18 protein-coding genes are annotated in these 26,986 nt (G+C 68.9%); 9 read left to right on the forward strand and 9 right to left on the reverse strand.

Annotated elements, in window-relative coordinates; genetic code table 11:
• The 7 genes from IEY95_RS45755 to IEY95_RS45785 all read right to left on the reverse strand — a co-directional run.
• Nucleotides 1-902 (reverse strand): ATP-binding protein (locus IEY95_RS45755; protein ID WP_189192247.1); only part of this gene is annotated, 902 nt, incomplete at its 3' end.
• 124 nt (nucleotides 903-1,026) lie between these two features.
• Nucleotides 1,027-2,577: an acyl-CoA carboxylase subunit beta gene (locus IEY95_RS45760; protein WP_229703823.1), complete on the reverse strand. Its 1,551-nt coding sequence runs from the start codon at nucleotides 2,575-2,577 to the stop codon at nucleotides 1,027-1,029.
• Between the two features lie 400 nt (nucleotides 2,578-2,977).
• Nucleotides 2,978-3,922 (reverse strand): aromatase/cyclase, encoded by a 945-nt coding sequence (locus tag IEY95_RS45765; RefSeq protein WP_189192248.1) that lies wholly within the window; start codon nucleotides 3,920-3,922, stop codon nucleotides 2,978-2,980.
• A 35-nt stretch (nucleotides 3,923-3,957) separates the two neighbouring features.
• Nucleotides 3,958-4,743: a 3-oxoacyl-ACP reductase FabG gene (fabG, locus tag IEY95_RS45770; protein WP_189192249.1), complete on the reverse strand. Its 786-nt coding sequence runs from the start codon at nucleotides 4,741-4,743 to the stop codon at nucleotides 3,958-3,960.
• Between the two features lie 61 nt (nucleotides 4,744-4,804).
• Nucleotides 4,805-5,068 (reverse strand): acyl carrier protein, encoded by a 264-nt coding sequence (locus IEY95_RS45775; RefSeq protein WP_189192250.1) that lies wholly within the window; start codon nucleotides 5,066-5,068, stop codon nucleotides 4,805-4,807.
• Between the two features lie 84 nt (nucleotides 5,069-5,152).
• Nucleotides 5,153-6,379 carry a ketosynthase chain-length factor gene (locus tag IEY95_RS45780; protein WP_189192251.1) on the reverse strand — a complete coding sequence of 409 codons (1,227 nt, stop codon included), beginning with the start codon at nucleotides 6,377-6,379 and terminating at the stop codon, nucleotides 5,153-5,155.
• Nucleotides 6,376-7,710, reverse strand: coding sequence for a beta-ketoacyl-[acyl-carrier-protein] synthase family protein (locus IEY95_RS45785; protein WP_189192252.1), 1,335 nt, complete (start codon nucleotides 7,708-7,710; stop codon nucleotides 6,376-6,378). The genes IEY95_RS45780 and IEY95_RS45785 overlap by 4 nt, the downstream gene beginning before the upstream one ends.
• Nucleotides 7,711-7,935: 225 nt before the next feature.
• On the opposite strand from IEY95_RS45785, the gene IEY95_RS45790 reads away from it, so the two are divergent.
• The 7 genes from IEY95_RS45790 (at nucleotide 7,936) to IEY95_RS45820 (ending at nucleotide 14,871) form a co-directional block, all read left to right on the forward strand.
• On the forward strand, nucleotides 7,936-9,630 hold the full coding sequence (locus IEY95_RS45790; protein ID WP_189192253.1) for an alpha/beta hydrolase: 1,695 nt from the start codon (nucleotides 7,936-7,938) through the stop codon (nucleotides 9,628-9,630).
• A 134-nt stretch (nucleotides 9,631-9,764) separates the two neighbouring features.
• Entirely contained in the window at nucleotides 9,765-10,238 is a 474-nt protein-coding gene (locus IEY95_RS45795; RefSeq protein ID WP_189192254.1) for a MarR family winged helix-turn-helix transcriptional regulator, read from the forward strand.
• 49 nt (nucleotides 10,239-10,287) lie between these two features.
• The gene (locus IEY95_RS45800; protein WP_189192255.1) at nucleotides 10,288-10,764 is read left to right on the forward strand and encodes a hypothetical protein; all 477 of its coding nucleotides are present in this window, start codon (nucleotides 10,288-10,290) and stop codon (nucleotides 10,762-10,764) included.
• A gap of 55 nt (nucleotides 10,765-10,819) precedes the next feature.
• Complete coding sequence (locus IEY95_RS45805; RefSeq protein WP_189192256.1) at nucleotides 10,820-11,629, forward strand: SDR family NAD(P)-dependent oxidoreductase; 810 nt, start codon at nucleotides 10,820-10,822, stop codon at nucleotides 11,627-11,629.
• Nucleotides 11,616-13,187: a phytoene desaturase family protein gene (locus IEY95_RS45810; RefSeq protein WP_189192257.1), complete on the forward strand. Its 1,572-nt coding sequence runs from the start codon at nucleotides 11,616-11,618 to the stop codon at nucleotides 13,185-13,187. The genes IEY95_RS45805 and IEY95_RS45810 overlap by 14 nt, the downstream gene beginning before the upstream one ends.
• Nucleotides 13,188-13,220: 33 nt before the next feature.
• A complete protein-coding gene (locus IEY95_RS45815) occupies nucleotides 13,221-13,982 on the forward strand; it encodes an AfsR/SARP family transcriptional regulator (protein WP_189192258.1) in 762 nt (253 codons plus the stop codon).
• A 118-nt stretch (nucleotides 13,983-14,100) separates the two neighbouring features.
• Nucleotides 14,101-14,871, forward strand: coding sequence for a siderophore-interacting protein (locus IEY95_RS45820; protein WP_189192259.1), 771 nt, complete (start codon nucleotides 14,101-14,103; stop codon nucleotides 14,869-14,871).
• Nucleotides 14,872-14,928: 57 nt separating this feature from the next.
• On the opposite strand, the gene IEY95_RS45825 is transcribed toward IEY95_RS45820, so the two are convergent.
• Entirely contained in the window at nucleotides 14,929-15,864 is a 936-nt protein-coding gene (locus IEY95_RS45825; protein WP_308429424.1) for an AfsR/SARP family transcriptional regulator, read from the reverse strand.
• A 294-nt stretch (nucleotides 15,865-16,158) separates the two neighbouring features.
• Here IEY95_RS45825 and IEY95_RS45830 point away from each other — a divergent pair, with 294 nt between their 5' ends.
• On the forward strand, nucleotides 16,159-17,082 hold the full coding sequence (locus IEY95_RS45830) for an MBL fold metallo-hydrolase (protein ID WP_189192261.1): 924 nt from the start codon (nucleotides 16,159-16,161) through the stop codon (nucleotides 17,080-17,082).
• A gap of 105 nt (nucleotides 17,083-17,187) precedes the next feature.
• Here the strand turns inward: IEY95_RS45830 and IEY95_RS45835 are convergent, their stop codons facing one another.
• On the reverse strand, nucleotides 17,188-17,685 hold the full coding sequence (locus tag IEY95_RS45835) for a hypothetical protein (protein ID WP_229703813.1): 498 nt from the start codon (nucleotides 17,683-17,685) through the stop codon (nucleotides 17,188-17,190).
• 260 nt (nucleotides 17,686-17,945) lie between these two features.
• Between IEY95_RS45835 and IEY95_RS45840 the strand changes: the two genes are divergently transcribed.
• The gene (locus IEY95_RS45840) at nucleotides 17,946-26,984 is read left to right on the forward strand and encodes a golvesin C-terminal-like domain-containing protein (RefSeq protein ID WP_189192262.1); all 9,039 of its coding nucleotides are present in this window, start codon (nucleotides 17,946-17,948) and stop codon (nucleotides 26,982-26,984) included.
• Nucleotides 26,985-26,986: the final 2 nt, after the last annotated feature.

Raw genomic sequence — 26,986 nt, forward strand, 5'->3', positions numbered from 1 at the left:
TCCTCGGTGACCGGGTGTTCGACCTGCAGGCGGGTGTTGACCTCGAGGAAGGAGATCGTGCCGTCCTGGCCGACCAGGAACTCACAGGTACCCGCGCCCTCGTAGGCGGCTTCCTTGAGGATGGCCTTGGAGGCGCGGTACAGCTCGGCGACCTGGGCGTCGGAGAGGAACGGCGCAGGGGCTTCCTCGACCAGCTTCTGGTGGCGGCGCTGCAGCGAGCAGTCACGCGTCGATACGACGACCACGTTGCCGTGCTTGTCGGCGAGGCACTGGGTCTCCACGTGCCGGGGGCGGTCCAGGTAGCGCTCGACGAAGCACTCGCCACGCCCGAACGCGGCCACCGCCTCGCGGACCGCGGACTCGTACAGCTCGGGCACCTCGTCCAGGGTGCGGGCGACCTTCAGGCCGCGTCCGCCGCCGCCGAAGGCGGCCTTGATGGCGATCGGCAGGCCGTGCTCCTCGGCGAAGGCCACTACCTCGTCGGCGCCGTTCACCGGGTCAGGCGTACCGGCGACCAGCGGGGCGCCGGCACGCTGGGCGATATGCCTGGCTGCGACCTTGTCGCCCAGGTCGCGGATCGCCTGCGGCGGCGGGCCGATCCAGATCAGGCCCGCGTCCAGGACCGCCTGCGCGAACTCCGCGTTTTCGGAGAGGAAGCCGTAGCCCGGGTGGACGGCGTCCGCCCCCGCCTCACGCGCCGCGTTCAGGACCTTGGCGATGTCCAGGTAACTGGTGGCCGGGGTGTCACCGCCCAACGCGAACGCTTCGTCCGCCGCACGGACATGCGACGCGTCCCGGTCCGGTTCCGCATATACGGCAACGCTCGCGATCCCGGCATCCCGGCACGCCCGGGCCACGCGGACAGCGATTTCGCCGCGGTTGGCGATGAGCACCTTGCGCACGATGGCTCAGTTCCCCTCGTGATCGTGTGGGTTGGTACGTCCAGGATCCGGCAGGGTGGCGTGGGACGTGGCGATTGGGCCCCGGGGCGGCTTCAGTGGCGCTGCGTGCCGCGACGGCCGTACGTCACATCGGGGGGTTCCCGTGCTTGCGTGACGGCAGGTCGGCGTGTTTGCTGCGCAGCATCGTCAGGGAGCGAATCAGCGCCGACCGGGTGTCGCGCGGGTCGATGACGTCGTCGACCAGCCCCCGTTCGGCCGCGTAGTAGGGGTGCATCAGCTCCGACTTGTACTCCTTGATCTTCTGCTGCCGCACCGCCTCGGGATCGTCGGCGGCCGCGATCTCCCGGCGGAAGACGACGTTGGCCGCGCCCTCCGCCCCCATCACCGCGATCTCGTTCGTCGGCCAGGCCAGCGAGAGGTCCGCGCCGATGGACCGGGAGTCCATGACGATGTACGCGCCGCCGTACGCCTTGCGCAGGATGAGCTGGACGCGCGGCACGGTGGCGTTGCAGTAGGCGTACAGCAGCTTGGCGCCGTGCCGGATGATGCCGCCGTGCTCCTGGTCGACGCCCGGCAGAAAGCCGGGGACGTCCACGAGGGTGACCAGCGGAATGTTGAACGCGTCGCAGAACTGGACGAAGCGAGCGGCCTTCTCGGATGCCCTGATGTCCAGCACACCGGCGAACGACGCGGGCTGGTTGGCCACGATCCCCACGACGTGGCCGTCGAGCCGGGCCAGTGCGCAGACGACGTTCGTCGCCCAGGCCTGCTGCACCTCGAACACCTCGCCGTCGTCGACGATCTCCTCGACGACCGCGCGCATGTCGTAGGCACGGTTGGGATCGTGGGGGACCAGTTGCAGCAGAGCATCGGTACGCCGGTCGGCGGGGTCGTCGCACGGTGCGGCGGGCGGGAGTTCGCGGTTGTTGGAGGGCAGCAGCGTCAGCAGGAACCGTATGTCCTCCAGGCAGGACTCCTCGTCGTCGTAGGCGAAGTGCGCGACGCCCGAGGTCGCCGCGTGGACGTCGGCTCCGCCGAGCCCGTTCTGGGAGATCTCCTCGCCGGTGACGGCCTGGACCACGTCGGGGCCGGTGATGAACATCTGCGAGGTCTCGCGGACCATGAAGACGAAGTCCGTCAGCGCGGGGGAGTACGCGGCCCCGCCCGCGCAGGGACCGAGCATGACGCTGATCTGGGGGATGACACCGGAGGCGCGGGTGTTGCGCCGGAAGATGCCCCCGTAGCCGGCGAGTGCCGAGACGCCCTCCTGGATGCGGGCACCGGCGCCGTCGTTCAGCGAGACCAGCGGGGCTCCGGCGGCCTCCGCCAGGTCCATCAGCTTGTGGATCTTCTCGGCGTGGGCCTCGCCCAGCGCGCCACCGAAGATACGGAAGTCATGGGCGTACACGAAGACGGTCCGCCCGTGCACGGTGCCCCAGCCGGTGACCACGCCGTCCGAGTGCGGCCGCCGCCGTTCCAGGCCGAAGCCCGTGGCCCGGTGCCGTCGCAGCGACTCGACTTCTGTGAACGAGCCCTCGTCCAGGAGCAGTTCGACGCGTTCTTGGGCCGTCAGCTTGCCCCTGGCGTGCTGCCGCTCGGTGGCGGCCGGGTCGGGGCCCTGCCGGGCCGACTCCTTGATCTGGTCCAGTTCGGTGAGGCGGTCGTGCAGCGTCAGCGACGCGGGGCGGTCGGCGAGGAGCCTTCGGCCCGGTCCGGTGGTCTCTTGGGAGGTGTCGGAAGCGGTCTGCTCAGCCGTGTGCACAGTGGTCCACCCTTTCTCCGCGGGATGCCCGCGTGATCCGCGTGATGCGTTGGTCAGGCCCGTGATGTGCTGTCCGTCGCCACGGCGGCGCAGATCCGCTCGGCGGCCGCCACGTCCAGGCCCATCACGGTGCCCATCCGTCGCGGCGGTGACGCAGCCCGCGCGCAGGGCATGCAGCGTGACCAGGCTGGTCAGGAACACCGAGGGCTGCGTGACGGCGGTGTCGCGCAGCCCCTCGGCGGAACCCGCCCAGCACGGCCAGGACAGGGCGGTGCGTTCCTTTCGGACGGCGCCGCCGTCCACGAGGACCTGCTCAGACCTGCGAACCGGCGCTGATGTCCTCGGCGTACGCCTTGGCGTGTTCCAAGGTGATCCGGCTGTTGCCGCTCAGCGCGGTGCGGGCGAACTCCCGGGCGTCGGCCACCGTGGCGGCCTCGCCGAGGACGCCCGGCACGGCTTCGGGCCGGATCGCGACGGTGTGCCGGGAGGTCACCGCGACGCCGCCGCGCACGGTCGTCACCCGCCACTCGCCCGTGTGGGCCGTCATCAGTGGGGGCACGACGGTCTGCTTGTAGACGATCCGTTCGTCGGCGAAGCAGACCCGCACCGACTTGGTGGTGTGCATGGCACCGTCGGCGGTGATGGTGTCCATCTCCATGATCTGGACGCCCGGTTCATCCTCCCTGAGGTCCATGCGGGCGACATGCGGCAGCCGCTCGGGCCACCGCCGGGCCTGGTACAGGAAGTCGTACACATCGCCTGCCGCGCCGTCGACGACGACCCTGTCCTCGAAGGTCAGCCGCAGTTCGGACCGGTCGGCCGCCTGCTCGGCCAGCGCCTTGAGATTCGCCAGCTCGGTGCGGCTGTTGCGGTCCGTGACCTCGGTGATCCAGGCGAGGTCGTCCGGGGCGTCGTCGACCGCACGGTAGCTGTGCTCAAGGGTGACCTCGGTTCCGCCGTCCGACAGACCCCGCAGCACCCATGCGCCGGACATCGCGGCGATCGGCGGCTGGGAGACTTCCTGCCGGAAGGTGATGCGCAGGGCTTCGGGGTCCAGTTCTCGGAGCGAGGTCCAGGCCTTGACCTGGTCGCCGGCGACCGCCCAGATCTGTATGCGTTCGTGGGACTCGTCCTGTTCGAGCGGTTCGACGTGGACGGTGGGATGGAAGTTCACCGGCCACGCGGAGGCGTCGGCCAGCAGCTCGTAGACGGTCTCGGGTGTGGCCGCCACCGTGAGGGCGTGCTGCACATCGCTCATGGGTTCACCGGTCCTTGTCCGTGGTTTCCGAGGCGTCAGTAGTTGCCGAGTCCGCCGCACACGTTGAGCGCCTGTGCGGTGATGGAGGCGGCGAGGTCCGACATCAGATAGCCGACCAGGCCGGCCACCTCCTCCGGGGTGGAGTAGCGGCCGAGCGGGATCTTGGTCTGGAACCGCTCCAGGACCTCCTGCTCGTCGCTGGCCCAGATCCGCGCGTAGTTGGTGCGTACCAGCTGCGCCATGGGTGTCTCGACGTAGCCCGGGCACACGGCGTTGACGGTGATCCCCGTCTTCGCCAGCTCCAGGCCCAGGGCCTTGGTGAAGCCGACGACCCCATGCTTGGACGCCGAGTACGGGGCTCCCAGGACGACGCCCTGCTTGCCGCCCGTCGAGGCGATGTTGACGATGCGGCCGCGCGGCTTGTCGCGCATCCCGCCGGTGGTGAGAACCTCCCGGGTCATCAGGAAGACGCTGTTGAGGTTGGTGTCGATGACGTCGTACCAGGTCTCGTCGGCGAGGTCGGCGGTGATGCCGCCGCCGCTGCGTCCGGCGTTGTTGACCAGGGCGTCGACGGTGCCATAGCGGTGCACGGCTGCCTCCACGAAGGCGCGCACGTCGTCGCGGGACCGGACGTCGCAGCGCTGCCCGTCCACTTGGAGGCCGCGCTCGCGCAGATCCTTGACGGTGACGGCCAGGTCCTCCTCGTGCCGCGCGCAGATGAACACCTTCGCGCCCCGCTGGGCCAGGGTCTCAGTGACCGCGAGGCCGATTCCGCTGGTGCCGCCGGTGACGATCACGATGTCGGCGCTGTCATTCGCCATGCTCTGTGCTCTCCTTTACCGGTGGATGTCCTGTGACCGATGGATTCCGCAAGCCCGAGGTTCAGGTGCCGACCGTGACCAGCTCGTTGACCAGGGCCAGGAACAGCCGGGGAGTCTCCGCCTCGCCGACTACGTCGTCGGAGAGCTTGATCCCCGTCTCTCGCTCGACGCGGCCGGCCGCTTCGAGCAACGCCAGCGAGTCGTAGCCGAGTTCGGTGAACGAGAGGTCGAGGATGTCGCCGTCGAGGTCGACGCCCTCGTCCTCACCGGCGCTCTCGCGCAGGATGCGGGTCAGGCCGGCCAGGGTCAGTTCGTGTGTCGCCATGGGTGAGGTCCTCACTTTCGGGGTGCCGCCGTCGGGCGGGCCGGTGGGTGTCGTACGGCGGAGCGGACTGCCGTCGATGGGCGGTCAGTTGCTGTCGGGCCCGGCGCGCAGCACGACGGCCGCGTTGAATCCGCCGTGGCCGCGGGCGACCACCAGCGCGGTGCGTACGGTCATCTCGCGCGCGGTGTCGCGGACCAGGGCGATCGGGCAGTCCGCCGCCTGGTCCGGCACGCGCAGGGTCGGCGGGACGATCCCGTCCCGCATGGCCAGCAGTGCCGCCGCCACGTCGAGGCAGGCCGCGCCGGAGTACAGTCGGCCGGTCATCGTCTTGGGCGCGGTGACCGGCACGGTGTGCGGGCCGAACACGGCGGCGAGGGTCTGCGCCTCCGTCCGGTCGAGATCGCGCACTCCGGCCGCGTCCGCGAACACCACGTCGATCTCCGGCGGCGCGACCGCGGCGTCCGCCAGGGCCAGCTCGACGGCCCGGCGCAGTCCCGGCTCCCGGTCGGAGCCGGGCGCGGGGTCGCAGGAGGCGCCGTAGCCGGCGATCGTGCCGTAGATCCGCGCACCGCGCTCCAGAGCTCCGGCTGCGCTCTCCAGTACGAGGATGGCGCCGCCCTCGCCGGGTACGTGACCGTCCGCGGAGACGTCGAAGGGTGCGTAGGCCCGCTCGGGATCGGCGGACCGGCTGAGCCGTCCGCTGGTGATCTGTGAGACCAGGCCCCATGGGGAGAGGGAGGCGTCCACCCCGCCGGACACGACGAGGCCGGTCCCCTTGCGCACGTGCCGCCGTCCGTGGCCGAGCGCGTCGAGGCCACCCGCCCCCTCCGTCACCAGGACGCCGCTCGGGCCTCGCATGCCGTGCCGGATGGAGATCTGGCCGGTGTTGACCGCGTAGAACCAGGCGAAGGACTGGTAGGCGCTGACGTATTCGGGGCCGTTGCTCCACAGCTTCTGCAGCTCGTTCTGGGCGAACTCGAAGCCTCCCGAGGCACTGGCGGTCACCACGCCCATGCCGAACTCCGGTACTGCCGCCGGGTCCACCTCGGCGTCGGCGAGCGCCCAGTCCGAGGCGGCCAGCGCCATCTGTGTCATTCGGTCGGTCTGCGGAAGCAGACGGCTGGAGAGATGGTCGGCCGCGTCGAAGGTCAGGACCTCCCCGGCCAGCGGCGAAGGATAGCCGCTGGGGTCGTAGCGGCTGATCCGGTCGATGCCGCTGACGCCCTTCAGTGTCGCGGTCCAGAACTCCTCGGTGCCCAGGCCGTTCGGCGCGACCACGCCGATCCCGGTGACCACCACGTCCGCGGTCATATGGCCGTCCTCCCGCCGGGCCGGGTCAGCACCATGGCGCTCTGAAAGCCGCCGAAACCGCTGCCCACCGTGAGCACCGTGTCCACGTCCTGCTCACGGGCCGTCAGAGGTACGTAGTCCAGGTCGCACTCCGGATCGGGGGTGTGGAGATTCGCGGTGGGCGGCACCACGCCGTGCTCGATGGCCAGCGCGCAGGCGGCGATCTCGATCGAGCCGATCGCCCCGAGCGAGTGCCCGATCATCGACTTGATGGAGCTGACCGGGACGTCGTACGCGTGCTCCCGGAGGCTGAGTTTGAAGGCAGCGGTCTCGTGGCGGTCGTTCTGCTTGGTGCCGGAGCCGTGTGCGTTGATGTACGACACGGCCTCGGCGTTCATCCGCGCCTCGGCCAGCGCGGTGGTGATCGCCTCCGCCATCTCCCGCCCGTCCGGACGCAGTCCGGTCATGTGGAAGGCGTTGCAGCGGGAGGCGAAGCCGGCCAGCTCGGCGTAGACGTGGGCGCCGCGCCGCCGGGCGTGCTCGTACTCCTCCAGGACGAAGACGGCCGCGCCCTCGCCCAGCACGAAGCCGTTACGGCTCTTGTCGAACGGGCGAGAGGCGTGCTCGGCGTCGTCATTGCGGGGGGTGGTCGCCTTGATGGCGTCGAAACAGGCCACCGCGATCGGTGAGATCGGGGCGTCGGTCGCACCGGCGACCATGAGGTCGGCGCTGCCCTCGGCGATCAGCTCGCGGGCGTAGCCGACCGAGTCGAGGCCCGAGGTGCAGCCGGCCGAGACGACCGCGGCCGGCCCCTCGGCGCCCACCGCCCAGGCGACCTCGGCGGCGATGCTGCTGGGTACGAAGTGCCCGTACAGATGCGGCACTCCGTAGGAGTTGTCGACCAGCCACTTGCGGCCGCTGTCGCTGAGGACGACGTACTCCTCCTCCAGCCCCATGGTGGCGCCGACCGCGCTGCCGATGGTCACCCCGATCCGTGCGGGATCCGGGTCGCCGAAGTCCAGGCCGCTGTCGTGAACCGCCTCCCGGGCCCCGACGACCGCGAACTGGGTCGCCCGGTCCATCCGGCGGATCTCACGGGGTGTCAGTCCCTGCTGGGCGGGGTCGAACGTGCACTCCGCCGCGACCTGGGAGCGGAACGGGGCGGGGTCGAAGAAGGAGATGCGCCCGGTCGCGGTGCGACCTGAGGTGATGAGGTCCCAGAACGCTTTGGTGCCCGTACCGCCGGGCGCCACGACGCCTATGCCGGTGATGACCACTCGGCGGGGGGCCGTGGGCGCTCGCCCCGGCTCCGGGGCGCGGCGGGCGTCCACAGCGGGGTCCGTCGCTGACATATGGGTTGCCTTTCGTGGATGAGTCCCCTTTGGCTGCGTCAGAACCTGGCCACCGTGGCTCAAGGACGACTCAAGGTCCGCACAAGGAGTTCGCGAACCGGACCCACGTGGGCATCCAACCTGCGGCGAGGTGTCCTTGACCGGCCTTCGAGCCGTCCTTGAGCGGGACTTGAGAGCGTCCGGCCAGCCACGAGACCGGCACCATCGACGCGATGCGAGGACTCCTTGAGCACGCACACGGCATCCGAGAAGAAAAGCCCCACGACCTCCCGGAAGAAGAGCTCGACGGCGGCGGAGGCGCAGGCCTCCACGGCGGGGGAGAGGAACTCCGTCGTCAACACCGTGGTCATCGAGGCTCCGGCCGACCGGGTCTGGCGCACCTGCACCGACGTCGAGCGCTGGCCGAGCATCTTCCCGACCACCCGTGAGGTCCGCCGCACCGAGGTCGGCGCCCACGAGGTGGTCATGGATATGACGGTCGCGAACGAGCTGGGCGTGAACGCCGTCCGCTCGCACCGCTGGTACCGGCCCGACGAGTTCCGCATCGACTTCCGGATGGTGACGCTGCCGCCGGCCATCGCCGAGATGGAGGGCAGCTGGACCGTCGAACCGGCCGACGGCGGCGCTCGTCTGGTCATCGAGCACATCTTCGTACCGCGGCAGGACGGGGAGCAGGAAGAGGGAGCGGACACGGCCGACCTCGGCGACACCCTGTTCCGTACGACGGAGAACGTACTGGCCGTGCTCAAGGAGTGGCTGGAGACCGACCGCGACCTCGCCGCGGACGAGGGCCTGCGCGACGCCTGGGGTCCGCGCAATGCCGGGAACGGCATCTCGGCCGAGACGTTCGAGAACTGCGAGCTGTTCTTCAGCCGCCTGGGCCTGGCGAGCCTCGACTGGGGCGACATCACCATGGTGCTCAAGGACCTGCGCAAAGAGAGCACGCACGAGGACTGGGCCGACTGGCACCGGCGGTGGTCCGCGCTCGGCGTGCACTACGAGGAGCGCGCCGCCGAGGCGCTCGCAGCGGGCCACCTGGAGACGTTCCGCACCGCCAACCGCAAGGCCGCCGCCTGCCACCACTACGCGGAGTTCTTCTACTTCGACGACGCGCAGGCCAAGATCGACAGCCGAGACCGGGTCACCGAGGTCTTCGAGCGCGGCATCCCGCACCTGAACGAGGTCGTCACCGCGTTCAATGTCACCTCCGACGGGCTGGTCGTCCCCGGCTACCTCATGCGGCCGCCGGGCGAGGGCCCGTGGCCGACCGTGCTGCTGATCAACGGCCTCGACTCGGCGAAGGAGGTCGAACTGTACGCCTTCGCCCGGGAGTTCATGGCCCGCGGCATGGCCGCCGTCGTCTTCGACGGCCCGGGCCAGGGTGTGCACATCGGCAGGACACCGATGGCGGTCGACTTCGAGCGGGTGGTTGCCACGGTGATGGAGGAGGTCGTACGGCGTCCCGAAGTGGACGAGGACCGTATCGGGATCTTCGGGGTGAGCTTCGGCGGCTACCTCGCCGCCCGCGCCGCCGCGACGGTCCCCGGCTTCCGGGCGTGCGTCAACCTCTCCGGAGGCTTCGACCTCGACAACTACTCCGACGTCAACGTGATGGTGAAGAAGGACTTTCGGTTCGTCTTCGACCAGACCGACGACGACGCCATGGCCGAGCTCGCCCGGACGAAGCTGAACCTGCGGGAGATCCCGCCGCTGCGCATCCCGCTGCTGGCCATCCACGGCGAACTCGACACCATCATCCCCATCGACTCCTGCGAGCGGATGCTGGACTGGGCCGCGGAGAAGACCGAAATGATCCGCTACCCCGGCGAACGCCATGTCGCCACCAACTACTTCGGCGACTTCATCCCCCGCTTCAGCGACTGGATGGCCGACCGGCTCGGCGCGCAGGCGCGGCCCTGAGGTCAGGGCCCTGCGGGGCGGCAGCGCGTCGGCGTCGGCGACGGGACGCGCTCCTCCCCGCGCGCGTTTGACATACATAGCAAGCTATGGATTAATCGAAGCAGTCAATGGCGCGCCGGAGGTGGACCGTGACCATGAAGCCCGAGAGCCTCTCCAGTCGGCCCACGAGCCGGCTGCCCCGGGAGGAGTCACTGGGGTACCAGGTCAACCATCTCGCGCGGCTTCTGGAACGCGCCCTGCGGCTGCGCATCGAGGAACACGGGGTCGTGCCGGGCCAGTTCGCCCAACTGCTCGCGCTGTACGAGCAGGACGGGCTCACCCAGCGAGAGCTGTGCGAGCGCGTACAGATCGAACAGCCGACCATGGCCTACACCCTGCAGCGGATGGAGCGCGACGGGCTGGTCCACCGCGTTCCCGATCCGCACGACAGACGCCAGGCGAAGGTCCTGCTGAGTGATCGCGCCCGCGAGCTCCAGGAACCTCTGGTCGCGGCCGCCGGCGAGGTCAACGATCTGGCGACCCGCGGTCTGGATGTGCCGGAGGTCGCCGCGCTGCTCGGCACGATCACGCGCCTCATCGAAAACCTGGAGTCGATCGGGCGCTCTTGAACCCGGGACGCCGATCGAGCGATCTTGAACCCGAGGCGGGGAGAAGTCCATGAAAACCCGAGTGCACGCCGTTGCCGGGGTTCTCGCGCTGACACTGATCAGTCTGTTCTTCACGGCATCGGCCGCGGTCGAGATCTTCGGCGACGACCACGCCGTACAGGTCGTCAAAACAGCGATCGCCTTCGCCCTGTTTGCGCTGGTGCCGTGCATGGCGATCACGGGCGGCACCGGGCGTTCCCTGGGAGCGAACCGGCGCCGCGCCCCGTTGATCCGGCGCAAGCAGCGCCGGATCGCGGCGGCCGCGGCGATCGGGCTCCTGGTCCTCGTTCCGTGCGCCGTCACACTCCAAGTGCTGGCCTCCGACCGCCACTTCGGTACGGAGTTCTCGGTGATCCAGGCCGTCGAGTTCCTCGGCGGCGCGGTGAACATCACCCTGCTCAGCCTCAACGTACGCGACGGAAGGCTGCTCACCGCGGCCGCCCGGCGTCGCCGGAACACCCCCGCATCCGTCGCAGCGCAGCCGTAGCAACACACACCGCAGCCGTAGCAGCAAGCCGCAATCGAACGGGAAGGGCCGGCTCATGGCAATCGCGGGAAAGGTCGCACTCATCACGGGTGCGAGCGAAGGCATCGGATGGTCCATCGCAGAGGCGCTCGTGGCGGCGGGTGCCCGCGTCGTCATCACGGCCCGCCGGGAAGGGCCACTGAAGGCATCGGCCGACCGCCTCGGCCCGTCGGCGTCCTGGATCGCCGGCGACCTGGCGGACGCGGCGACGGCGGAACACGCCGTCGCGCACACCCTCACCCTCCACGGGGGCCTGGACCTGGTCGTCTGCAACGCAGGCATCCTGATACCCGGGCCCCTCACCGAGCAGAACATGGCCGAGGTCGACCAGGTGATCAGCGTCAACCTCCGCGGCACGATCGCGCTGATGAAGGCCGCAGGGCCCGCGCTGGCCGGCCGCCCCGGCGCGTCGGCCGTCGTCATCTCGTCGTCCATCGGCAGGCACCCCACCGCCGGAATGGGTGTGTACGGCGCCACGAAGGCGGCCCTGCACTACCTCGTGCCCACCTGGGCCATCGAGCTGGCGCCGCGCGGCATCCGGGTCAACGCCGTCTGCGCGGGCATCACCGACACCCCGGGCCTGCGCGCCGGGGCCGCGCACATCCCCGGCCTCGAACAGGCTGTGATCGGCACCAACCTGATCAAGCGGATCGCCACGGCCGATGAGATCGCCCACCCCGTGCTGACCCTGCTGGACAGCGACGTCAGCGGCTATGTGACCGGATCGGTGTGGGACATCGACGGCGGCTTCCGGCGCGACGGGGGTGGTCCCGGCGGCCCGGCCCGGGACACCGACCTCGAAGGAGCACACCATGACGCGGCATGACGTGCACGACGTGGTGGTCGTCGGCGGGGGCCACAACGGGCTGACCGCGGCCGCCTACCTCGCCAAGGCGGGCCTGGACGTGGTGGTGTTGGAGGCGAAGGACTACGTCGGCGGCGGCGTCATCACCCGCGAGGTGACCGTGCCGGGCTTCCACCACGACCTGCACGCCATCGCGCACATCTTCATCCAGGGAAACCCCCTGATCCGCGACGACGAACTGGGCCTGCTGGCCCGCCACGGCCTTGAGTATGTCTTTCCGGACCCGAGCATCGCCGTCACCTTCCCCGACGGCGACTACATCGCCTTCTACCGGGACGTGACCAAGACGGCGGAGACCATCGCCAGGATCTCGCCGAGGGACGCGGAGAACTATCTGCGCTTCCACGAATTCGCCGACGGACTGCTGGACATGCTGATGGCGGGCCTCTTCGAACCCCCGCCGCCGCTGGGTGCGTTCTTCGGACAGCTCGACCAGTCCGAGGTCGGCCAGGAACTGCTCCGCATGCTGATGATGAGCTACCTCGACGTCGTCAACGAGTGGTTCGAGAGCCCCAAGGTCCGGGCTGCACTGGCCCGTTGGGTGTCGGAGATCCTCGCTGCCCCTGAAGAGGGCGGCACCGGAGCCTTCCTGCTGATGATGGTTCCGGTCATCCACCGCTACGGACTCGGCTACGCCGTCGGCGGCTCCGGATCGCTGACCCGGGCGTTGGTCAGGGCATTCGAGGAGCAGGGCGGAATCATCAGGACCAGTGCCCCGGTCGAGCGGTTCACCTTCACCGGTGACCGGGCCACCGGTGTCGTCCTGGCCTCGGGAGAGCACGTCGAAGCCCGGCGCGCCGTGGTGGCCGACCTGAACATCAAACAGCTGCCCGGCATGGTCGACCACCGCTTCGGAGCCGACTGGGAACGCAAGGTGCGGCGGATCAAGTCCGTCGGATTCGCCCTGCTGACCGGGCACCTGGCGCTGAGCGAGGCACCCGTCTTCAAGGCGGGGCCCGAGGTGGGGAGCGCGGGCTTCCAGGAGATCGCCGTACCCCTGCCCGAGCTGATGCGGACCTTCGACGGCCTGAAGTACGGCGTTCCGATCAGCAACATCCCGAGCATCGCGGTGGCCAGCGCCTGGGACCCCACCCGCGCGCCCGCCGGACAGCACACCCTCTATCTGCTGAGCTACGCGCCGCTCGAACTGGACCGGGGGAGCTGGGACGAGCGCAAGGAAGAGCTCTTCGACCGAGTCTTCGACACCTTCTGCGGCCTCACCACGAACATGAGCCGGGAGAAGGTGCTCGGCAGGGTCGTCGACAGCCCGACGGACGGCGAACGCTTCAACGCCTCGTGGCCGAACGGCGACCCGGGCCACTTCGGGTCGCAGCTCTTCCAGTTCATGGGATACCGGCCCCTGCCCAACATGGGGTACCGGCTGCCCGGCGAGGGCTTCTACCTCGTCGGACCGTCCACGCACCCCGGATCCGGGGTCACGGGTGGAGCGAGGGCCGGCGCCCAGGCCGTTCTGCGGGATCTCGGATTCGACGTCGCCGCGGTGATGGCCGGCCCGTAGCCCGTGGTTCATCCCTGCGCGAAGGCGAGCGACGTGGACATAGGAATTCTCGGCCCCCTGACCGTGCGACCAGTCGGCGGACAGGCAGTACCCACCGCACCGAAGCCACGGCAGCTGCTGGCCCTGCTGGCGGCGCGCGTGGGCAAGGTGGTGCCCGTGGATCTCCTGGTGGACGAACTGTGGGAGAGCGATCCGCCCAGGAGCGCCCTGACCGCCGTACAGACCTACATCGTGCAGTTGCGCCGGTCACTCGCGGGCACCCCGCGGACCGACACCGCCGAAGTGACCCGCGACGTACTCCCCTTCGTCGGCTGGGGGTACCGCCTGATCGCCGACCCCGACCGGGTGGACGCCAGTGCGTTCACGCGCCACGCCGAGCTGGGCCGACGCGCGCTGCTGGGCGGCGATCACCACCGGGCGTCCGTGTTGCTGCGTCGCGCGCTGCGGCTGTGGCGCGGTCCGGCACTGGCGGACGTCCGCATCGGGCCGCACCTGCTGGCACACCGGACCAGTCTGGAGGAGATCCGGCTGGGCGCCATCGAACAGCGGGTGGAGGCGGATCTGCGCCTCGGCCGTCACCACGAACTGATCGACGAGCTCTCCGGGCTGGCGGCACAGTATCCCCTGTACGAGAACCTGCATTCCCTGTTCATCATCTCGCTGTACCGGGCGGGGCGCCCCCGACAGGCCCTGGACGCCTTCGAGTTGCTGCGGAAGAACCTCCGCGAAGAACTGGGGATCGACCCCTCGCCCCGCCTGCGCACCTTGCAGGAAGCCCTTCTCACCAGTTCGTGAGCAGCCAGTTGTCAACAGCCAGTTGTGAACGGCCAGTTGTGAGCGGTCTGTTCATGAACAGCCCATTGTGAACGGTCAGTTGTGAGCAGTCCGTTCGTGAGCAGCCAGGAGTGCGCAGATGCCCACCGAAGCGACCTCCGGCCGGCGCCGTCCGGCCGACCTCCTCTTCGACCCGCTGCTGGGTCTGTTCTTCGTCCGCGGACGGGTCGAGGAAGTCGAACAGGTGACGCCCCGCGTTCGCAGGATCCGGGTCAGCGGGCCTGGGGTACGGGGGCTGAGCTGGACCCCCGGCCAGCAGGTGCGCGTGCATGTCAAGGATCTGGGGGCGCCGGTATGGGCCGGGATGCTGCGCGATGTGCTGCGCACGTACTCGGTCTGGTCGTACGACGGGGAGGGGCTGGAGCTGTGTCCCCTGGACCACGGGGACGGTCCCGGCTCCCGCTGGGCCCGCTCGCTGAGGGTGGGGGACGAGGTGTCCTTCCGTAAACCCGAGGGGAACTTCTGCGTCGTCGAATCCGCCGCGTACCACCTCTTCGCCGGTGAGGAGACCGCCTCGGTGGCCTTCGGCGCGATGCTGCGCGGGCTGCCGGACGATGCGCGCGTCCACGGGACCGTCGAGGTTGCCGGGCCGCAGGACCGGCTGCCGCTGCCGCGGGCTTCGGAACTGACGTGGAGCTTTCGAGGCGCCGCCACCGCGGCCGCGTCCGCTTCGCTGGTCGCGGCCGCACGGGCACTCGACCTGCCCGGCGAACCCGGAGTCGCGTATCTGGCCGGGGAGGCCCGCACCTGTCAGGCCGTGCGGGATCACCTCGTCAAGGAGCGCGGCTGGCCGCGTCGGTCCGTCCTGGTCAAGCCGTTCTGGACCCCCGGCAGGCGCGGGCTGGACTGACGGCGCGCGCCTGCCGGGCTCATCGGCCCCTCGTGGGAGCCCTCCAGGCTCACGGCATCACCCGCTCACCGGACGACTCGGGAGAAGCCGGGGCCCGGGTCCCGACGGCAGATCCAGTTCCAGCCGGAACAGCCTCGACCGCGTTTCCGCCTCCAGTATCGGGTCGGCCGCGAGGATGGCCTGCTGCAGATTGCGTATGCGCGGCGATGGTTCAATTCCCAGCTCTTCACTCAGGCACCTCCGGAGCTTGTGAAAAGCATCGAGCGCCTGACCGGGGCGCCCTGCCCGGTACAGCGACATCATGAAGAGCGAATGCAGGTTCTCGTGCAGCGGATTCTGGAGTACGAGCGCGGACAGCTCGCTGATCAATTCATGGTGATGCCCGAGCCGCAGATCTACTTCGACCCGTTGCTCGACGGCTGCCAGGCGGTATTCCTCCAAATTGGTGCGGTGCGCGAACAAGTGAGGTCCGAGCCGTACGCCCGCCAGTGCGGGGCCGCGCCACATGCGCAGCGCCCGGCGCAATATCACCGACGCCTGGTCGTGCGAACCGGCGGCCAGCGCCTCGCGCCCCATTTCCGCACAGCGCAGGAACGTCTGAGCGTCATGCGTTCCTCCGGCGGACGCCAGGCGGTACCCCCAGCCCGTGAACGGAAGGATGTCCCCGGCGACTTCGGCGGGGCTGATCCGCAGGGCGCCCGCGAGAGCCCTGCGCAACTGCACGATGTAGGTCTGCACGGTGGTCACCGCGCTCGACGGGGGGCGGCTCTCCCACAATTCGTCGATCAGCATGTCGACGGAGACCGCTTGGTCCACGCGGGCCGCCAGCAGGGCCAGCAGCTGTCGTGGCTTGGGCGCGGTGGGCGCGGCCTCACGGCCGCTCGACCGGACGACCAACGGACCCAGAATCCCTATGTTCATCCGACCCCCGTTGAATATTGCACGGTATCGCAGAATGAATCTTCCCGGCCGTGTTGCAGCAGGTCGTATCATTTAGAAATACGTGTCGGCTCGATCGTACAAGTGCTACCGGGCGGTGCGTCAAGACTTTTCGGACCGATTTACTCCGCAGTGAATTCGGTGGCATAGCGGTTAAGGTGAGGTAAAAATCGGAAGTGGGTGTTCCGTCGGCTGGATTCGGTGTTCGTAAAGAAAGGGAGAATTTTTGCCGACATTCACGCGGCGCGACGCCCGTCGTCGACTTGACCCATTCTGTGGCGAGACCGGCTTCTGTGGCGGGTTGAACCTGACGCCCCGTCCCCGACCGCTTTGCCCCGGGAGCATGAGATGGAAGCCACCCCGCACACCCTCATCACCTACCAGCTCGAACAGCTGGCGGAAGGCGTGTACGCCTATGTCCAGCCCGACGGCGGCTGGTGCCTGAACAACGCGGGCATCGTGACCGGCGGCGAAGGCACCCTCCTCGTCGACACCGCGGCCACAGAGGCGCGGGCCCTCACGCTCAGGGAGACTGTCCACACCCTCAGCGCGCGTCCGGTCGGCACCCTGGTCAACACCCACAGCCACGGCGACCACACCTTCGGCAACTATCTCTTCGCCGAGAGCGCCACCGTCGTCGCCCACGAGCGGGCGGCGGCCGAGATGGCCGAGTACGGCCTGGCGCTTCAGAGCCTGTGGCCACAGGTGCGTTGGGGCCGCATAGAGCCGGCCCTGCCCGAGGTGACCTACCGCGACCGGATGTCGCTTCCGGGCCTCGGCCTGCGGGTGGAACTCTTGCACCTCGGCCTGGGACACACCGCGGGCGACACCGTGGTGTGGCTGCCCGACCAGCGGGTGCTGTTCACCGGAGACCTCGTCTTCTCCGGCGCGACGCCCTTCGTGCTCATGGGCTCGCTGAGCGGTTCGCTGCGCGTGCTGGACCGGCTGCGCGCGCTCGACCCCCTGCACGTGGTCCCCGGTCACGGACCGCTGGGCGGCCCCGAACTGCTTGATGAGAACGCCGACTACCTGCGCTGGGTCCACGAGTTGGCCCGCGCGGGCATCGCCGAAGGTCTCAGTCCGCTGGACCTGGCGCGTACCGCGGACTCCGGGCCGTACGCCCAACTCCTGGACAGCGAGCGGCTGGTGGGCAACCTGATCCGCGCCTACGCCGAGGAGCACGGCGCGCAGTCCGCCGAACCCCTCGATGTGCAGGCGGCGTTCGCGGACATCGTCGCCCTGCACGGCGGCCTTCCGCATTGCGGAGCCTGACCCGCCGTCCGAGAGCCGACCGCGAGGCGCGGATGAGGTATGCGGCAAGGGCACGGTAGGGAGGGATCCCGGCCCGCCCTTCGCGTTGCCGGCGTCCGCGTCTGCTCAGCCCACGCCGGGCTGCGGCGACGGCAGCGTGCCGGAACAGCTGGCCCGGCCGAACGCGCCCGTGGCCGTGGCGCTCTGGACGTGGCGTCCGCGGATCGCGACCGCGCAGGTCGCCCGGCCCCCGCCGTCGCCCAGCGTGATGCCGACCACCGGGGTGCGACCGAGCGGCACCCGAACCGTCTTGCGCCAGGGCAGTTCGGCGCGGGACACGGTCGTGGCCGTGCCGTTCTCGCTCGCTCCCTGGTAGCTGATGTCGGCGCGCCCCTCGCCCGTCACTTCGTATGTGACCGCGGCGGTCGGCACCTTCGGGCGCGGCTTCGGGTCCTCGTCGCTCAGGACGCCGTAGAGGACGAACCCGGCACACAGGGCGAGTGCGAGTGCCGCCGCGAGCACTCCGGCGCGGACGGCGCGCCGGCGGCGCGCCCCAAACGTGTCCGCCTCGGGCTCCCCCGACTCCGTCCGAGACTCGGCCGCCTCCTGAGCGCTGCTGGTCATGACGCCCCTCCCCCTTGGCGCGGCCCGACGCCGGCGCGACGGGCCCGATCAAAGAGGGGTGCATGACGCCCTGTCAAGCAAGCGCAGAAGCACGGCGTATCGGATCTCGGAGCGACACCCTCTCCTACTTTGACAACATTTGACCTTGATGGAGCGATCTTTCCCATCGCTTGACATGCGCATATCGCGGCCATGTAGAACGTGCCGCGACCAACTGCCGCCCGGCGGTTGGTACTTGGTTCCTTCGCGAAGGGAAACCGATGCGCAGACCGAGAGCCTCGAGGCTCCTGGCCACCACCGTGGTGCTGGGGCTGGTCACCGCCCTCGCTCCCACGACACCCGCATTCGCACGACCACCGGACACCGCCCGGATCGCCGGCGGGATCAAGGGCCTGTTCGGGGGCGACGACAAGGAGCAGGCCACCGCGCCGAAGCTCCCCGACACCGACGTACCTGGCAATGAGCATCTGGCCAAGGGCAAGGCCGCCGCCAAGCCGAAGCGCGTCAAGGAGCTCACCGGGCGCAGGACACCCAACGCCCGCTACTGGCGGCTCTCGGACGGGCGGGTCCAGTCCGAGATCTCGTCCGTGCCCGACTCCTACCCCGTCGGCAAGGGGTCGCACCGCACCTGGAAGGCCATCGACACCGCGGTCGGCGACACCGACCGCAAGGGCTTCGAGGTCGCCAACGCCACCAACCTCGCCCGCAGTTACTTCGGCTCGCGCCCCGGTGAGCTGGTGCGCTTCGAACTCGACGCCGGGCACTGGGTGTCCCTCGGGCTCAAGGATCCCGCGGCGAAGAAGCTGACGCCGCGCGTCGAGGGCAACACCGTCACGTACCAGGACGCCTTGGGCGAGGGCGTCGACCTCACGTACACCGTCGGCAACGGCAGCGTGAAGGAGGGCATCGTCCTGCGCGAGCGGCCGCAGGGCGCCGATGCCCCGTCCTTCGACTTCACGCTCGACACGCACGGGCTCAGCGCCAAGGCGCAGAAGAACGGCAGCATCGCGCTGTACGGCGAGAGCGCCGGTGCGAAGCGGCCGGAACTCGTCATCCCCGCACCGTTCATGACGGACTTCCAGGCCGACCGCAGCTCCGCGTACGGCACGAAGTCCTCCGACGCCGTGCGGCAGCAGCTGACCGGCAAGGACGGCTCCTACGCCGTGAGCCTGCGGCCCGACGCCAAGTGGCTCGCCGCGCCCGCGCGGAAGTACCCGGTGACGGTCGACCCGACCATCACCATCGCGCCGACCCCGTCGCAGTCCGAGGACGTCATGATCTCCTCGGACGACGCCACGGCGAACCACGACGGCAGCTGGCGCCTCTCGGTCGGCAACACCAGCACCGGCTCCAGTCGCGCCCTGCTGCGGTTCGGGCTCTCCGGGATCCCTGCCGGGACCAAGCTGGACTCCGCCGACCTCAAGCTCTACTACGACCAGACGCACACCACCGGGTCCGACGAGGTCGAGCTGGAGGCGCACCGCGCCACCGCCGCCTGGACCGAGTCGGGTGCCACCTGGAACAACGCCAAGGACCTGACCGGCGAGCTGTCCGGCACCTCGGTCCTGGTCGACGACGGCGACTCCGGGACCACTGCCGCCCAGGGCGCCTGGCCCACCTCGACCAACACCGCGTACACGCAGTACGCGGTCGGCCAGGACTACCGCTACAACAAGGACGCCACCGCCGGCGACACCTACGCCTGGCAGCCGAACCTGCCCGAGGACGGCACCTACCAGGTCGACGTGCACTACGTACCCGCCTCGGACCGCGCCTCGAACGCCCCGTACACGGTGACGTACAACGGCGGCACCAAGGCGTACACCGTCGACCAGCGGGCGGGCACCGCCGGGATGTGGAAGACCCTCGGGTCGCATCCGTTCAAGGCCGGGACCGCCGGCAAGGTCGTCCTCGGTGACGGGCCCGCCTCGACGGCCACCACCGTCCTCGCGGACGCCGTCCGCTTCACCAAGGGCGGCGTGGTCACCAAGCGGGCCGACGAGGCCAACACCTGGCACAGCTTCGCGGTGACCAAGACCGTGCAGCAGTGGCTCGACGGCACCTACACCAACAACGGCTTCGTGGTGAAGGCCGCCGACGAATCCGCCACCGGGCCCAAGGGCGGCCCACGGTACGAGGCCGCCGAGTACGCCTACAAGGGCGAGGTCGCCAACTACCCGAAGCTCGTGCTCACGTACGGCACGCAGGGCGTCGATGTGAACGCCCCGCGCGTCGTCCACTCCACGGGCGCCGAGCTGACCTGGCCCACGTACACCGACCCGTCGACCGGCACCGGCGACGACATCGTCGAGTACCAGGTCCACCGCAGTGTCTTCCAGCACTTCACGCCGTCGTCGCAGACCCTGGTCTCGCCGGTGGCCAAGGACACCCGATCGTTCACGGACACCACGGCCACGCCGACCCCGGCGGACTCCGCCGATCCGCTCGGCAGCGCCTACTACTACATGGTCGCCGTGAAGCTCAAGGACGGGCGCGTCCTGCCGTCGACGACCGAACTGGTGCGGCTGCCCAAGGCGGGCCGCACGACCGTGGTGCTGCAGAGCGGACAGAACGACACCACCCTGTCGTCGGCCCAGCCGGCCACGGGGCACGACACGATCTCCGAGTCCGGGATCGCCCGACCGTGGCTGTCGGTGGGCAACAACTCGGCGACGTACGGCACCACTCGGGCGCTGCTCGACTTCCCCGGAGTCTCCGACATCCCCGCCAACGCGCGGGTGCTCGACGCCGATCTCGACATGTGGGGCTTCACGACCACAACCGGTACGGCGGGCGCGGTCTATGAGGCGCGCGGGCTGACCCGGGACTTCGACGAGACCGCCGCGAACTGGACCAAGGCGGACGCGACGACGCCGTGGGGCAGCGCGGGCGGTGACATGGACGCCGCCGTCTCCGACACGGTCGGCACCGTCACCAACGACCCGGCGCGGCAGAGCTGGTCGCTGACCTCGCTCGCCCAGCAGTGGGTGTCCACCCCGTCGAGCAACCACGGTGTGGCGATCCGGCTGCGCGACGAGTCGGCGGGCGGGCCGCAGGAGCGGACCCTGTTCCTGTCGTCCGAGGCCGAAGAGGCGCAGCTGCGGCCGCAGTTGGTGGTCACGTATCTCGACAAGTCGACGGAGAGCACGTACTTCGCGCCGTACACCCCGGCGCGGATGATCCCCGGCGACGAGTACACGGTCGACGTCACCCTCACCAACACCACGACCAGCACCTGGCCCGCGGGGCAGCGCGCGCTGTCGTACACCTGGTCGCTGCCGGACGGCACGGACGCCACCACCGGCGGCAACCAGCTGGAGACGGTACTGGCCGGCGAGGTGCTGCCGGGTGACTCCCTCACCGTCCCGGCGAAGCTGAAGGCCCCGATCAACTCGGACTCCGGCAACAAGCGGCTCGAGTACGTCCTGAAGTGGGACCTGAAGAACACCGCGAACAACACCTGGCTGTCGGCTTCGGACGCGATCGCCCCGCTCGCCCAGAACGTCCGCACCGAGGACCCGACCTCCAACCAGCTCGGTCTGGAGAAGTTCTACTCGTACGCGGGCAAGAACACCGGCGCGGGCTCGTCGCTGATGACGAACCTGTACGCGGGCAACACGGTCTGGCAGTACAACGCGTTCAACAACCCGGGCCGCGGCATCGCCACCTTCGCGCGGTTCGCGTACAACTCCCAGGACACCTCCGACACGGTGCTCGGCCACGGCTGGTCGGCGCAGCTCGCGATGCCGCTCAGGCTCGGCGCGGCGCTGGACTTCCACCCGAACCCGAAGCCGACGGAGGTCACCCTCCCCGACGGCGACGGCACCGCGCACGTCTTCCGCAAGCAGGAGGACGGCAGTTGGCGGGCTCCGGCGGGCGTGCACTACCTGCTGCGCGAGGGCGCGGGCGTCGACTGCAAGCCGAACGCCGACGGCGACCCGCGTGCGTGGTCGCTGACCCGGCCCGACCGCACCCAGTTCTTCTTCGACTGCGACGGCTATCTGACGTCGGTCGTCGACAAGAACGGCAACACGCAGACGTATACGTACGCCGAGCGCAAGTCGAACAACAAGCCGGTCAAGTTCCTCACGTACATCGAGGACCCGGCGCAGCGCCAGTCGCTCGCGGTCGAGTACTACACGAAGGCCGACACCAACAGCCCGAAGATCATCGACCACGTCAAGTCGATGACGGACATCTCGGGCCGCAAGGTCGCCTTCGAGTACTCCGACCAGGGCCTGCTCACGAAGCTCACCGACGGCTCGGGCTCGTCCCAGCCGAAGGTCTTCGGCTTCACGTACGACATGGAGCAGGGCAACAAGAACGCCAAGCTGGTCAAGGTCACGGACCCGCGGGGGAACGGCACTTCGCTCGACTATTACTACCCGAGCGAGGGCGACGATCCGAAGTTCCATTGGAATACACAGGCGTTGACGGACCGTCGGGGCGGTGCGACGAAGTACGTTTACACCGACCCGGACGGCACGGCGGGCTCGGTCATCAAAACAAAGGTGACCGACGCGGAGAACCACGACACCGTCCAGACCCTCGACGGGTACGGCCGCGTCACCGAGTTCACCAACGCCAAGTCCGAGACCAGCAAGATGGGCTGGGACGCGGACAGCAACGTCACGCGCCTGGAGGAGGCCAACGGCGCCGTCTCCACCTGGGTGTACGACACCAAGACCGGCTATCCGCTGGAGAAGAAGGACGCCGAGGCCAACAAGAACGGCACTGCGGCGCAGACCTTCACCTACTCCTTCGGTCTGGACGGCCACATCGCCGACCTCTTCCAGAAGAAGTCGCCGGAGGGCCGTACCCATCAGTTCGGGTACGACACCAGGGGCAATCTGACCTCGGTCATAGACCCCAAGGGCGTCGCCACCGCGGACGTCGACGGGGACTACACCAGCCGTACCGAGTACGACAGTTACGGCCAGGTCAGCCGGGAGATCGACGCCAACGGGCACGACACCAAGTACTCCGAGTATGACCCGGTCGGCTTCCCGAAGGTCATCAACGACGCGACCCGGCACGACTCGCACTTCGTCTACGACGTACGCGGCAAGGTCACCAAGGTCATCAACGCCAAGGGTGCGGAGGTCACCCAGACCTACGACGTCTTCGGCCGGCCGCTGGAGAAGAAGGAGCCCAAGGACCAGTCCGCCGGTGAGTTCATCATCACCCCGGCCCCGGTCTACGACGCCAACGACAACATCACCCGGGTCATTGCTCCCAACGGCGCCGTCTCCGACTCCGTGTACGACGCGGCGGACCAGCTCCTCGAGAGCACGGTGCCGGGTGACGAGGCGGGCGACCCCGCGCGTAAGACCACGCGGACGTACGACCGCGTGGGCAACGTCCTCACGGTCACGGAGCCCAAGGGCAACGAGACCGCGACGGCCGGCGACTACACCACGGTCACGCACTACGACGACGTGTACCAGCCGGTCGAGGTGGTCGATGCGAACGGTGGCAAGTCCACCTCCACGTACGACAACGTCGGCAACATCACCAAGGTCGTCGACGCTCGGAAGAACGCCACGGCCGATGCGGACGACTACACCACGAAGTACGAGTTCGACCTGAACCACCAGGTGGTGCGGACCATCGACGCGCTCGAGTGGTCCACCTCCGCCAAGTACGACAAGGACAGTCTGGTCGTCGCCGAGACCGATGCCGAGGGCAACGAGTCGCTGGCGAAGTACGACGAGCGCGGCGATCTGGTCGAGTACAAGGTCCCGGTCCGCAAGGACGGCTCCGGCAACCTCGTGTACCAGACGACCCGCTACGAGTACGACCAGGTCGGCAACCAGACGAAGACGATCACGCCGAGGGGTGTCGAGACCACCGACGACGCCACCGACTTCACGGCGGAGACCGTCTACGACGAATTGAACCGGGTCAAGGAGGAGCGCTCGCCCTTCGACAAGGACGACGCCACCTACTCCACCCCGGACTCGACCTTCTACAACTATGACGAGGTCGGAAACCTCGCCTCGGTCTCCGCGCCGCCGTCGGACGGGCAGTCGGTCCGCAACGTCACCAAGTACGAGTACTTCGACAACGGCTGGACCCGCAAGTCCGAGGACCCGTGGGACATCAGCACGTCCTACGAGTACAACGTCATGGGTCAGCAGACCCGCAACACGCTGACCTCCGCGGGTGGTTCGCAGCAGCGCACCATGACGTGGGACTACTACCGGTCGGGCAACGAGAAGGCCAAGGCGGACGACGGTGTGCCCGTCGGGCGCCATGTGGTCCTCGTGGACAGCTCCGACTTCAACAACACGGCGACCCAGGGCAGCTGGGCCCGTACTCAGGTGCTGCAGCAGTACGGCTACGACACCTACTCGCACCCCGCCGGTACCGGTGCGGCGTCGTTCTCGTGGCAGCTGAACATCCCGCAGGACGGCAGCTACGAGGTGTTCGTCCGGCATCCGCAGATGACGGGTGCCGCGTCCGACGCCAAGTTCAAGGTCGACCACGACGGCGGCAGCGCCACCAAGACGGTCGACCAGACCCAGCGTGCAGGCGAGTGGATCTCCCTCGGGTCCTACTCCTTCGTGGAGGACGGCCCGCAGAAGATCACGCTCAGCGACCAGGCCAACGGCACGGTCGTGGCCGACGCGGTGAAGCTGGTCCGCTCCACGTCCGGTGACACGGACAGCGAGCAGAAGGACTTCGGCTACAAGTACGACGCGAACGGCAACAAGGTCGAGGTCGTCGACCGCTCGCCTGGCGCGAAGATCGACACGTACAAGATCGCGTACGACGGTCTGAACCAGATCACCAAGGCCGAGGAAGTCGCGGCCGGCACGGTGAAGAACACCACCGAGCTGACCTACGACGTGAACGGCAACCCCCTCACGTCGCAGCACGACCTGACCTGGACGCAGATCGAGTACGACGAGCGTGACCTGGTCAAGAAGGTGACCAACGCCGATACGTCCACCGCGGGCGATCAGCAGATCACCACGATGACCTACACCGGCCGCGGGCAGCTGCTCAAGCAGCACAAGCCCAACGGCAACACGCTCGACATGGAGTACTTCCTCGACGGCTCCGTCAGGCAGTCGTTGGAGAAGACCTCGGGCGGCAAGGTGGTCGCCCAGCACGACCTGGAGTACTCCCTCAACGGGCATCGCTCCAAGGACACGCTGAAGTTGATGAACGCCGACAACAACGCGGAGTACATCGACAACACCTACACCTACACCTACGACCCGCAGGACCGCATCACCAAGGTCGACAAGGCCGGTGACGACCCCGCCACCGAGACCTACCGCTACGACCGCAACAGCAACGTCGTCGAGCAGAGCGTCGGCGAGGCCACCACCTCGCAGCGCTACGACCGCAACCGGTTGCTGTCCACGACGACCTCCGGTGTCACCTCCACCTACAACTACGACCCGCTGGGCCGTCTTGACACCGTCAGCGTGGGCGGGCAGACCCAGCAGAAGTACTACTACGACGGCTTCGACCGCACCGTGAAGACCCGGGCAGGTTCCGGTGCTTCGGCGGTGACCACGACGTACGCCTTCGACCCGTTCGACCGGACGGTCTCCCAGACCACCACCGGCACCGAGGGCAAGACGACCGCGTTCACCTACCTCGGCCTGGACACCACGCTGCTGCGGGAGACGGTCGACGGCAAGGCGGACAAGGACTACCAGTACCTGGCCGGCGGTCAGCGCGCCACGCAGATCAAGCACAAGGACGACGGTGCCAAGGAGGTCTCGCAGTACGTCACGAGCCCGCGCGGCGATGTCGAGGCAATCACCAAGGAGGACGGCAACACCCGCGCCACGTACGGCTACACCGCGTACGGCAAGGACGACGACGCCCAGATGACGGGCGCGGACGCTCCCGGTGAAGGCGGCGAGGCGAAGGAGGACTACAACTCCTTCCGCTTCAACTCCTCGCGCTGGGACAGCGATTCCCGCACGTACGACATGGGCTTCCGCAACTATGACCCGGGCCTGAACCGCTTCCTGTCCCGGGACTCCTACAGTGGCGCCCTGGACGACATGTCCCTGGCCACCGACCCGTTCACCGGCAACCGTTACGCGTTCGCGGGCGGCAACCCGATCTCGTTCGTCGAGCTCGACGGCCATCTGTTCGGACTCTCGCTGTCCGACATCGGCCATGCCGCGCTCGATGTGGTGGGTCTGGTCCCGGTGGTCGGTGAGGTCGCCGACGTCGCCAACGGCATCTGGTACGCGGCCGAGGGCAACTACGTCGACGCCGCGCTGTCCATGAGCTCCGCGATCCCGTTCGTCGGTTACGCGGCGAGCGCGGTCAAGGCGGGCAAGTACGCCAAGAAGGGTCTGGACGCCGTCGACACGGCGAACGACGCCCGTAAGGCGGCAGAGAACGCGGGGGACGCGGCCGCCGCGACCCGCAAGGCCGAGACGCCGGACGCACCGGCGGCGAAGCCGAAGGACGAACCGGAGGCGCCGCCGACGAAGAAGAAGCCGGAGGCGGAGAGCTGCCCCGTGCAGAACAGCTTCGTGGCCGGTACGCAGGTGGTACTCGCCGACGGCAGCACGAAGAACATCGAAGCGCTCGAGCCCGGTGACAAGGTGCTCGCCACGGACGCGGAGACCGGTGACACGGCCTCCCGCCTCGTGACCGACACCCGCAGTCACGCCACGGACGAGCCTTTGGTGACGCTCACGGTGGACTCGGACGGCAAGGCCGGAAAGGCCAAGCCGGGCAAGATCACCGCGACCGCCGCACACCTCTTCTGGCTGCCGGACTTCGGCCGCTGGTCGAAGGCGGGCGAGCTGGAAGCCGGCATGTGGCTGCAGACCGGATCCGGAACATGGGTCCAGGTCACCGCGGTCGACGTGGCCCATCGGCCCGCGCAGGTCTACAACCTGACGGTCGAAGGTGTCCACACGTACTACGTGGCCGCGGGCGGCACCTCCGTCCTGGTCCACAACGCCAACCCCGGTTGTCCGGTCGTCGTCGAGATCGACAAGGCCACGCACCCGGAGTCTGCGCAGCACATCCTGGACGCGCAGGCGGCGGGGCACCCGAAGGTGCTCACCATCAACCGTGGCGGAGCCAAGCAGAACCGCAAGGACTCGCTGCGCGGTCACGCCAAGGTCCCCGGCAAGCAGCTCGACGAATACCCTCCGGCCATGTTCAAGGAGGGTGGAACGGGAGCCAGCGTCCGGCCGATCGACGGACCTGACAACGGTGGTGCCGGTGCCCGGATCGGGAACCTGCTGCGTCCGTATCCGGACGGGACCAAGGTTCTGATCAAGATCATCGACTCCAGCATTCCGTAGGA

It is taken from the genome of Streptomyces albiflavescens (assembly GCF_014645835.1).
GTDB lineage: Bacteria > Actinomycetota > Actinomycetes > Streptomycetales > Streptomycetaceae > Streptomyces > Streptomyces albiflavescens.

Bases quoted from the DNA above. Each gene is read 5' to 3' on its own strand.
- IEY95_RS45765 (WP_189192248.1), bottom strand. From the start codon at position 3,922: ATGAGCGATGTGCAGCACGCCCTCACGGTGGCGGCCACACCCGAGACC.
- fabG (WP_189192249.1), bottom strand. From the start codon at position 4,743: ATGGCGAATGACAGCGCCGACATCGTGATCGTCACCGGCGGCACCAGC.
- IEY95_RS45775 (WP_189192250.1), bottom strand. From the start codon at position 5,068: ATGGCGACACACGAACTGACCCTGGCCGGCCTGACCCGCATCCTGCGC.
- IEY95_RS45780 (WP_189192251.1), bottom strand. From the start codon at position 6,379: ATGACCGCGGACGTGGTGGTCACCGGGATCGGCGTGGTCGCGCCGAAC.
- IEY95_RS45785 (WP_189192252.1), bottom strand. From the start codon at position 7,710: ATGTCAGCGACGGACCCCGCTGTGGACGCCCGCCGCGCCCCGGAGCCG.
- IEY95_RS45795 (WP_189192254.1), top strand. From the start codon at position 9,765: ATGAAGCCCGAGAGCCTCTCCAGTCGGCCCACGAGCCGGCTGCCCCGG.
- IEY95_RS45800 (WP_189192255.1), top strand. From the start codon at position 10,288: ATGAAAACCCGAGTGCACGCCGTTGCCGGGGTTCTCGCGCTGACACTG.
- IEY95_RS45805 (WP_189192256.1), top strand. From the start codon at position 10,820: ATGGCAATCGCGGGAAAGGTCGCACTCATCACGGGTGCGAGCGAAGGC.
- IEY95_RS45810 (WP_189192257.1), top strand. From the start codon at position 11,616: ATGACGCGGCATGACGTGCACGACGTGGTGGTCGTCGGCGGGGGCCAC.
- IEY95_RS45820 (WP_189192259.1), top strand. From the start codon at position 14,101: ATGCCCACCGAAGCGACCTCCGGCCGGCGCCGTCCGGCCGACCTCCTC.
- IEY95_RS45825 (WP_308429424.1), bottom strand. From the start codon at position 15,864: ATGATACGACCTGCTGCAACACGGCCGGGAAGATTCATTCTGCGATAC.
- IEY95_RS45830 (WP_189192261.1), top strand. From the start codon at position 16,159: ATGGAAGCCACCCCGCACACCCTCATCACCTACCAGCTCGAACAGCTG.
- IEY95_RS45835 (WP_229703813.1), bottom strand. From the start codon at position 17,685: ATGACCAGCAGCGCTCAGGAGGCGGCCGAGTCTCGGACGGAGTCGGGG.
- IEY95_RS45840 (WP_189192262.1), top strand. From the start codon at position 17,946: ATGCGCAGACCGAGAGCCTCGAGGCTCCTGGCCACCACCGTGGTGCTG.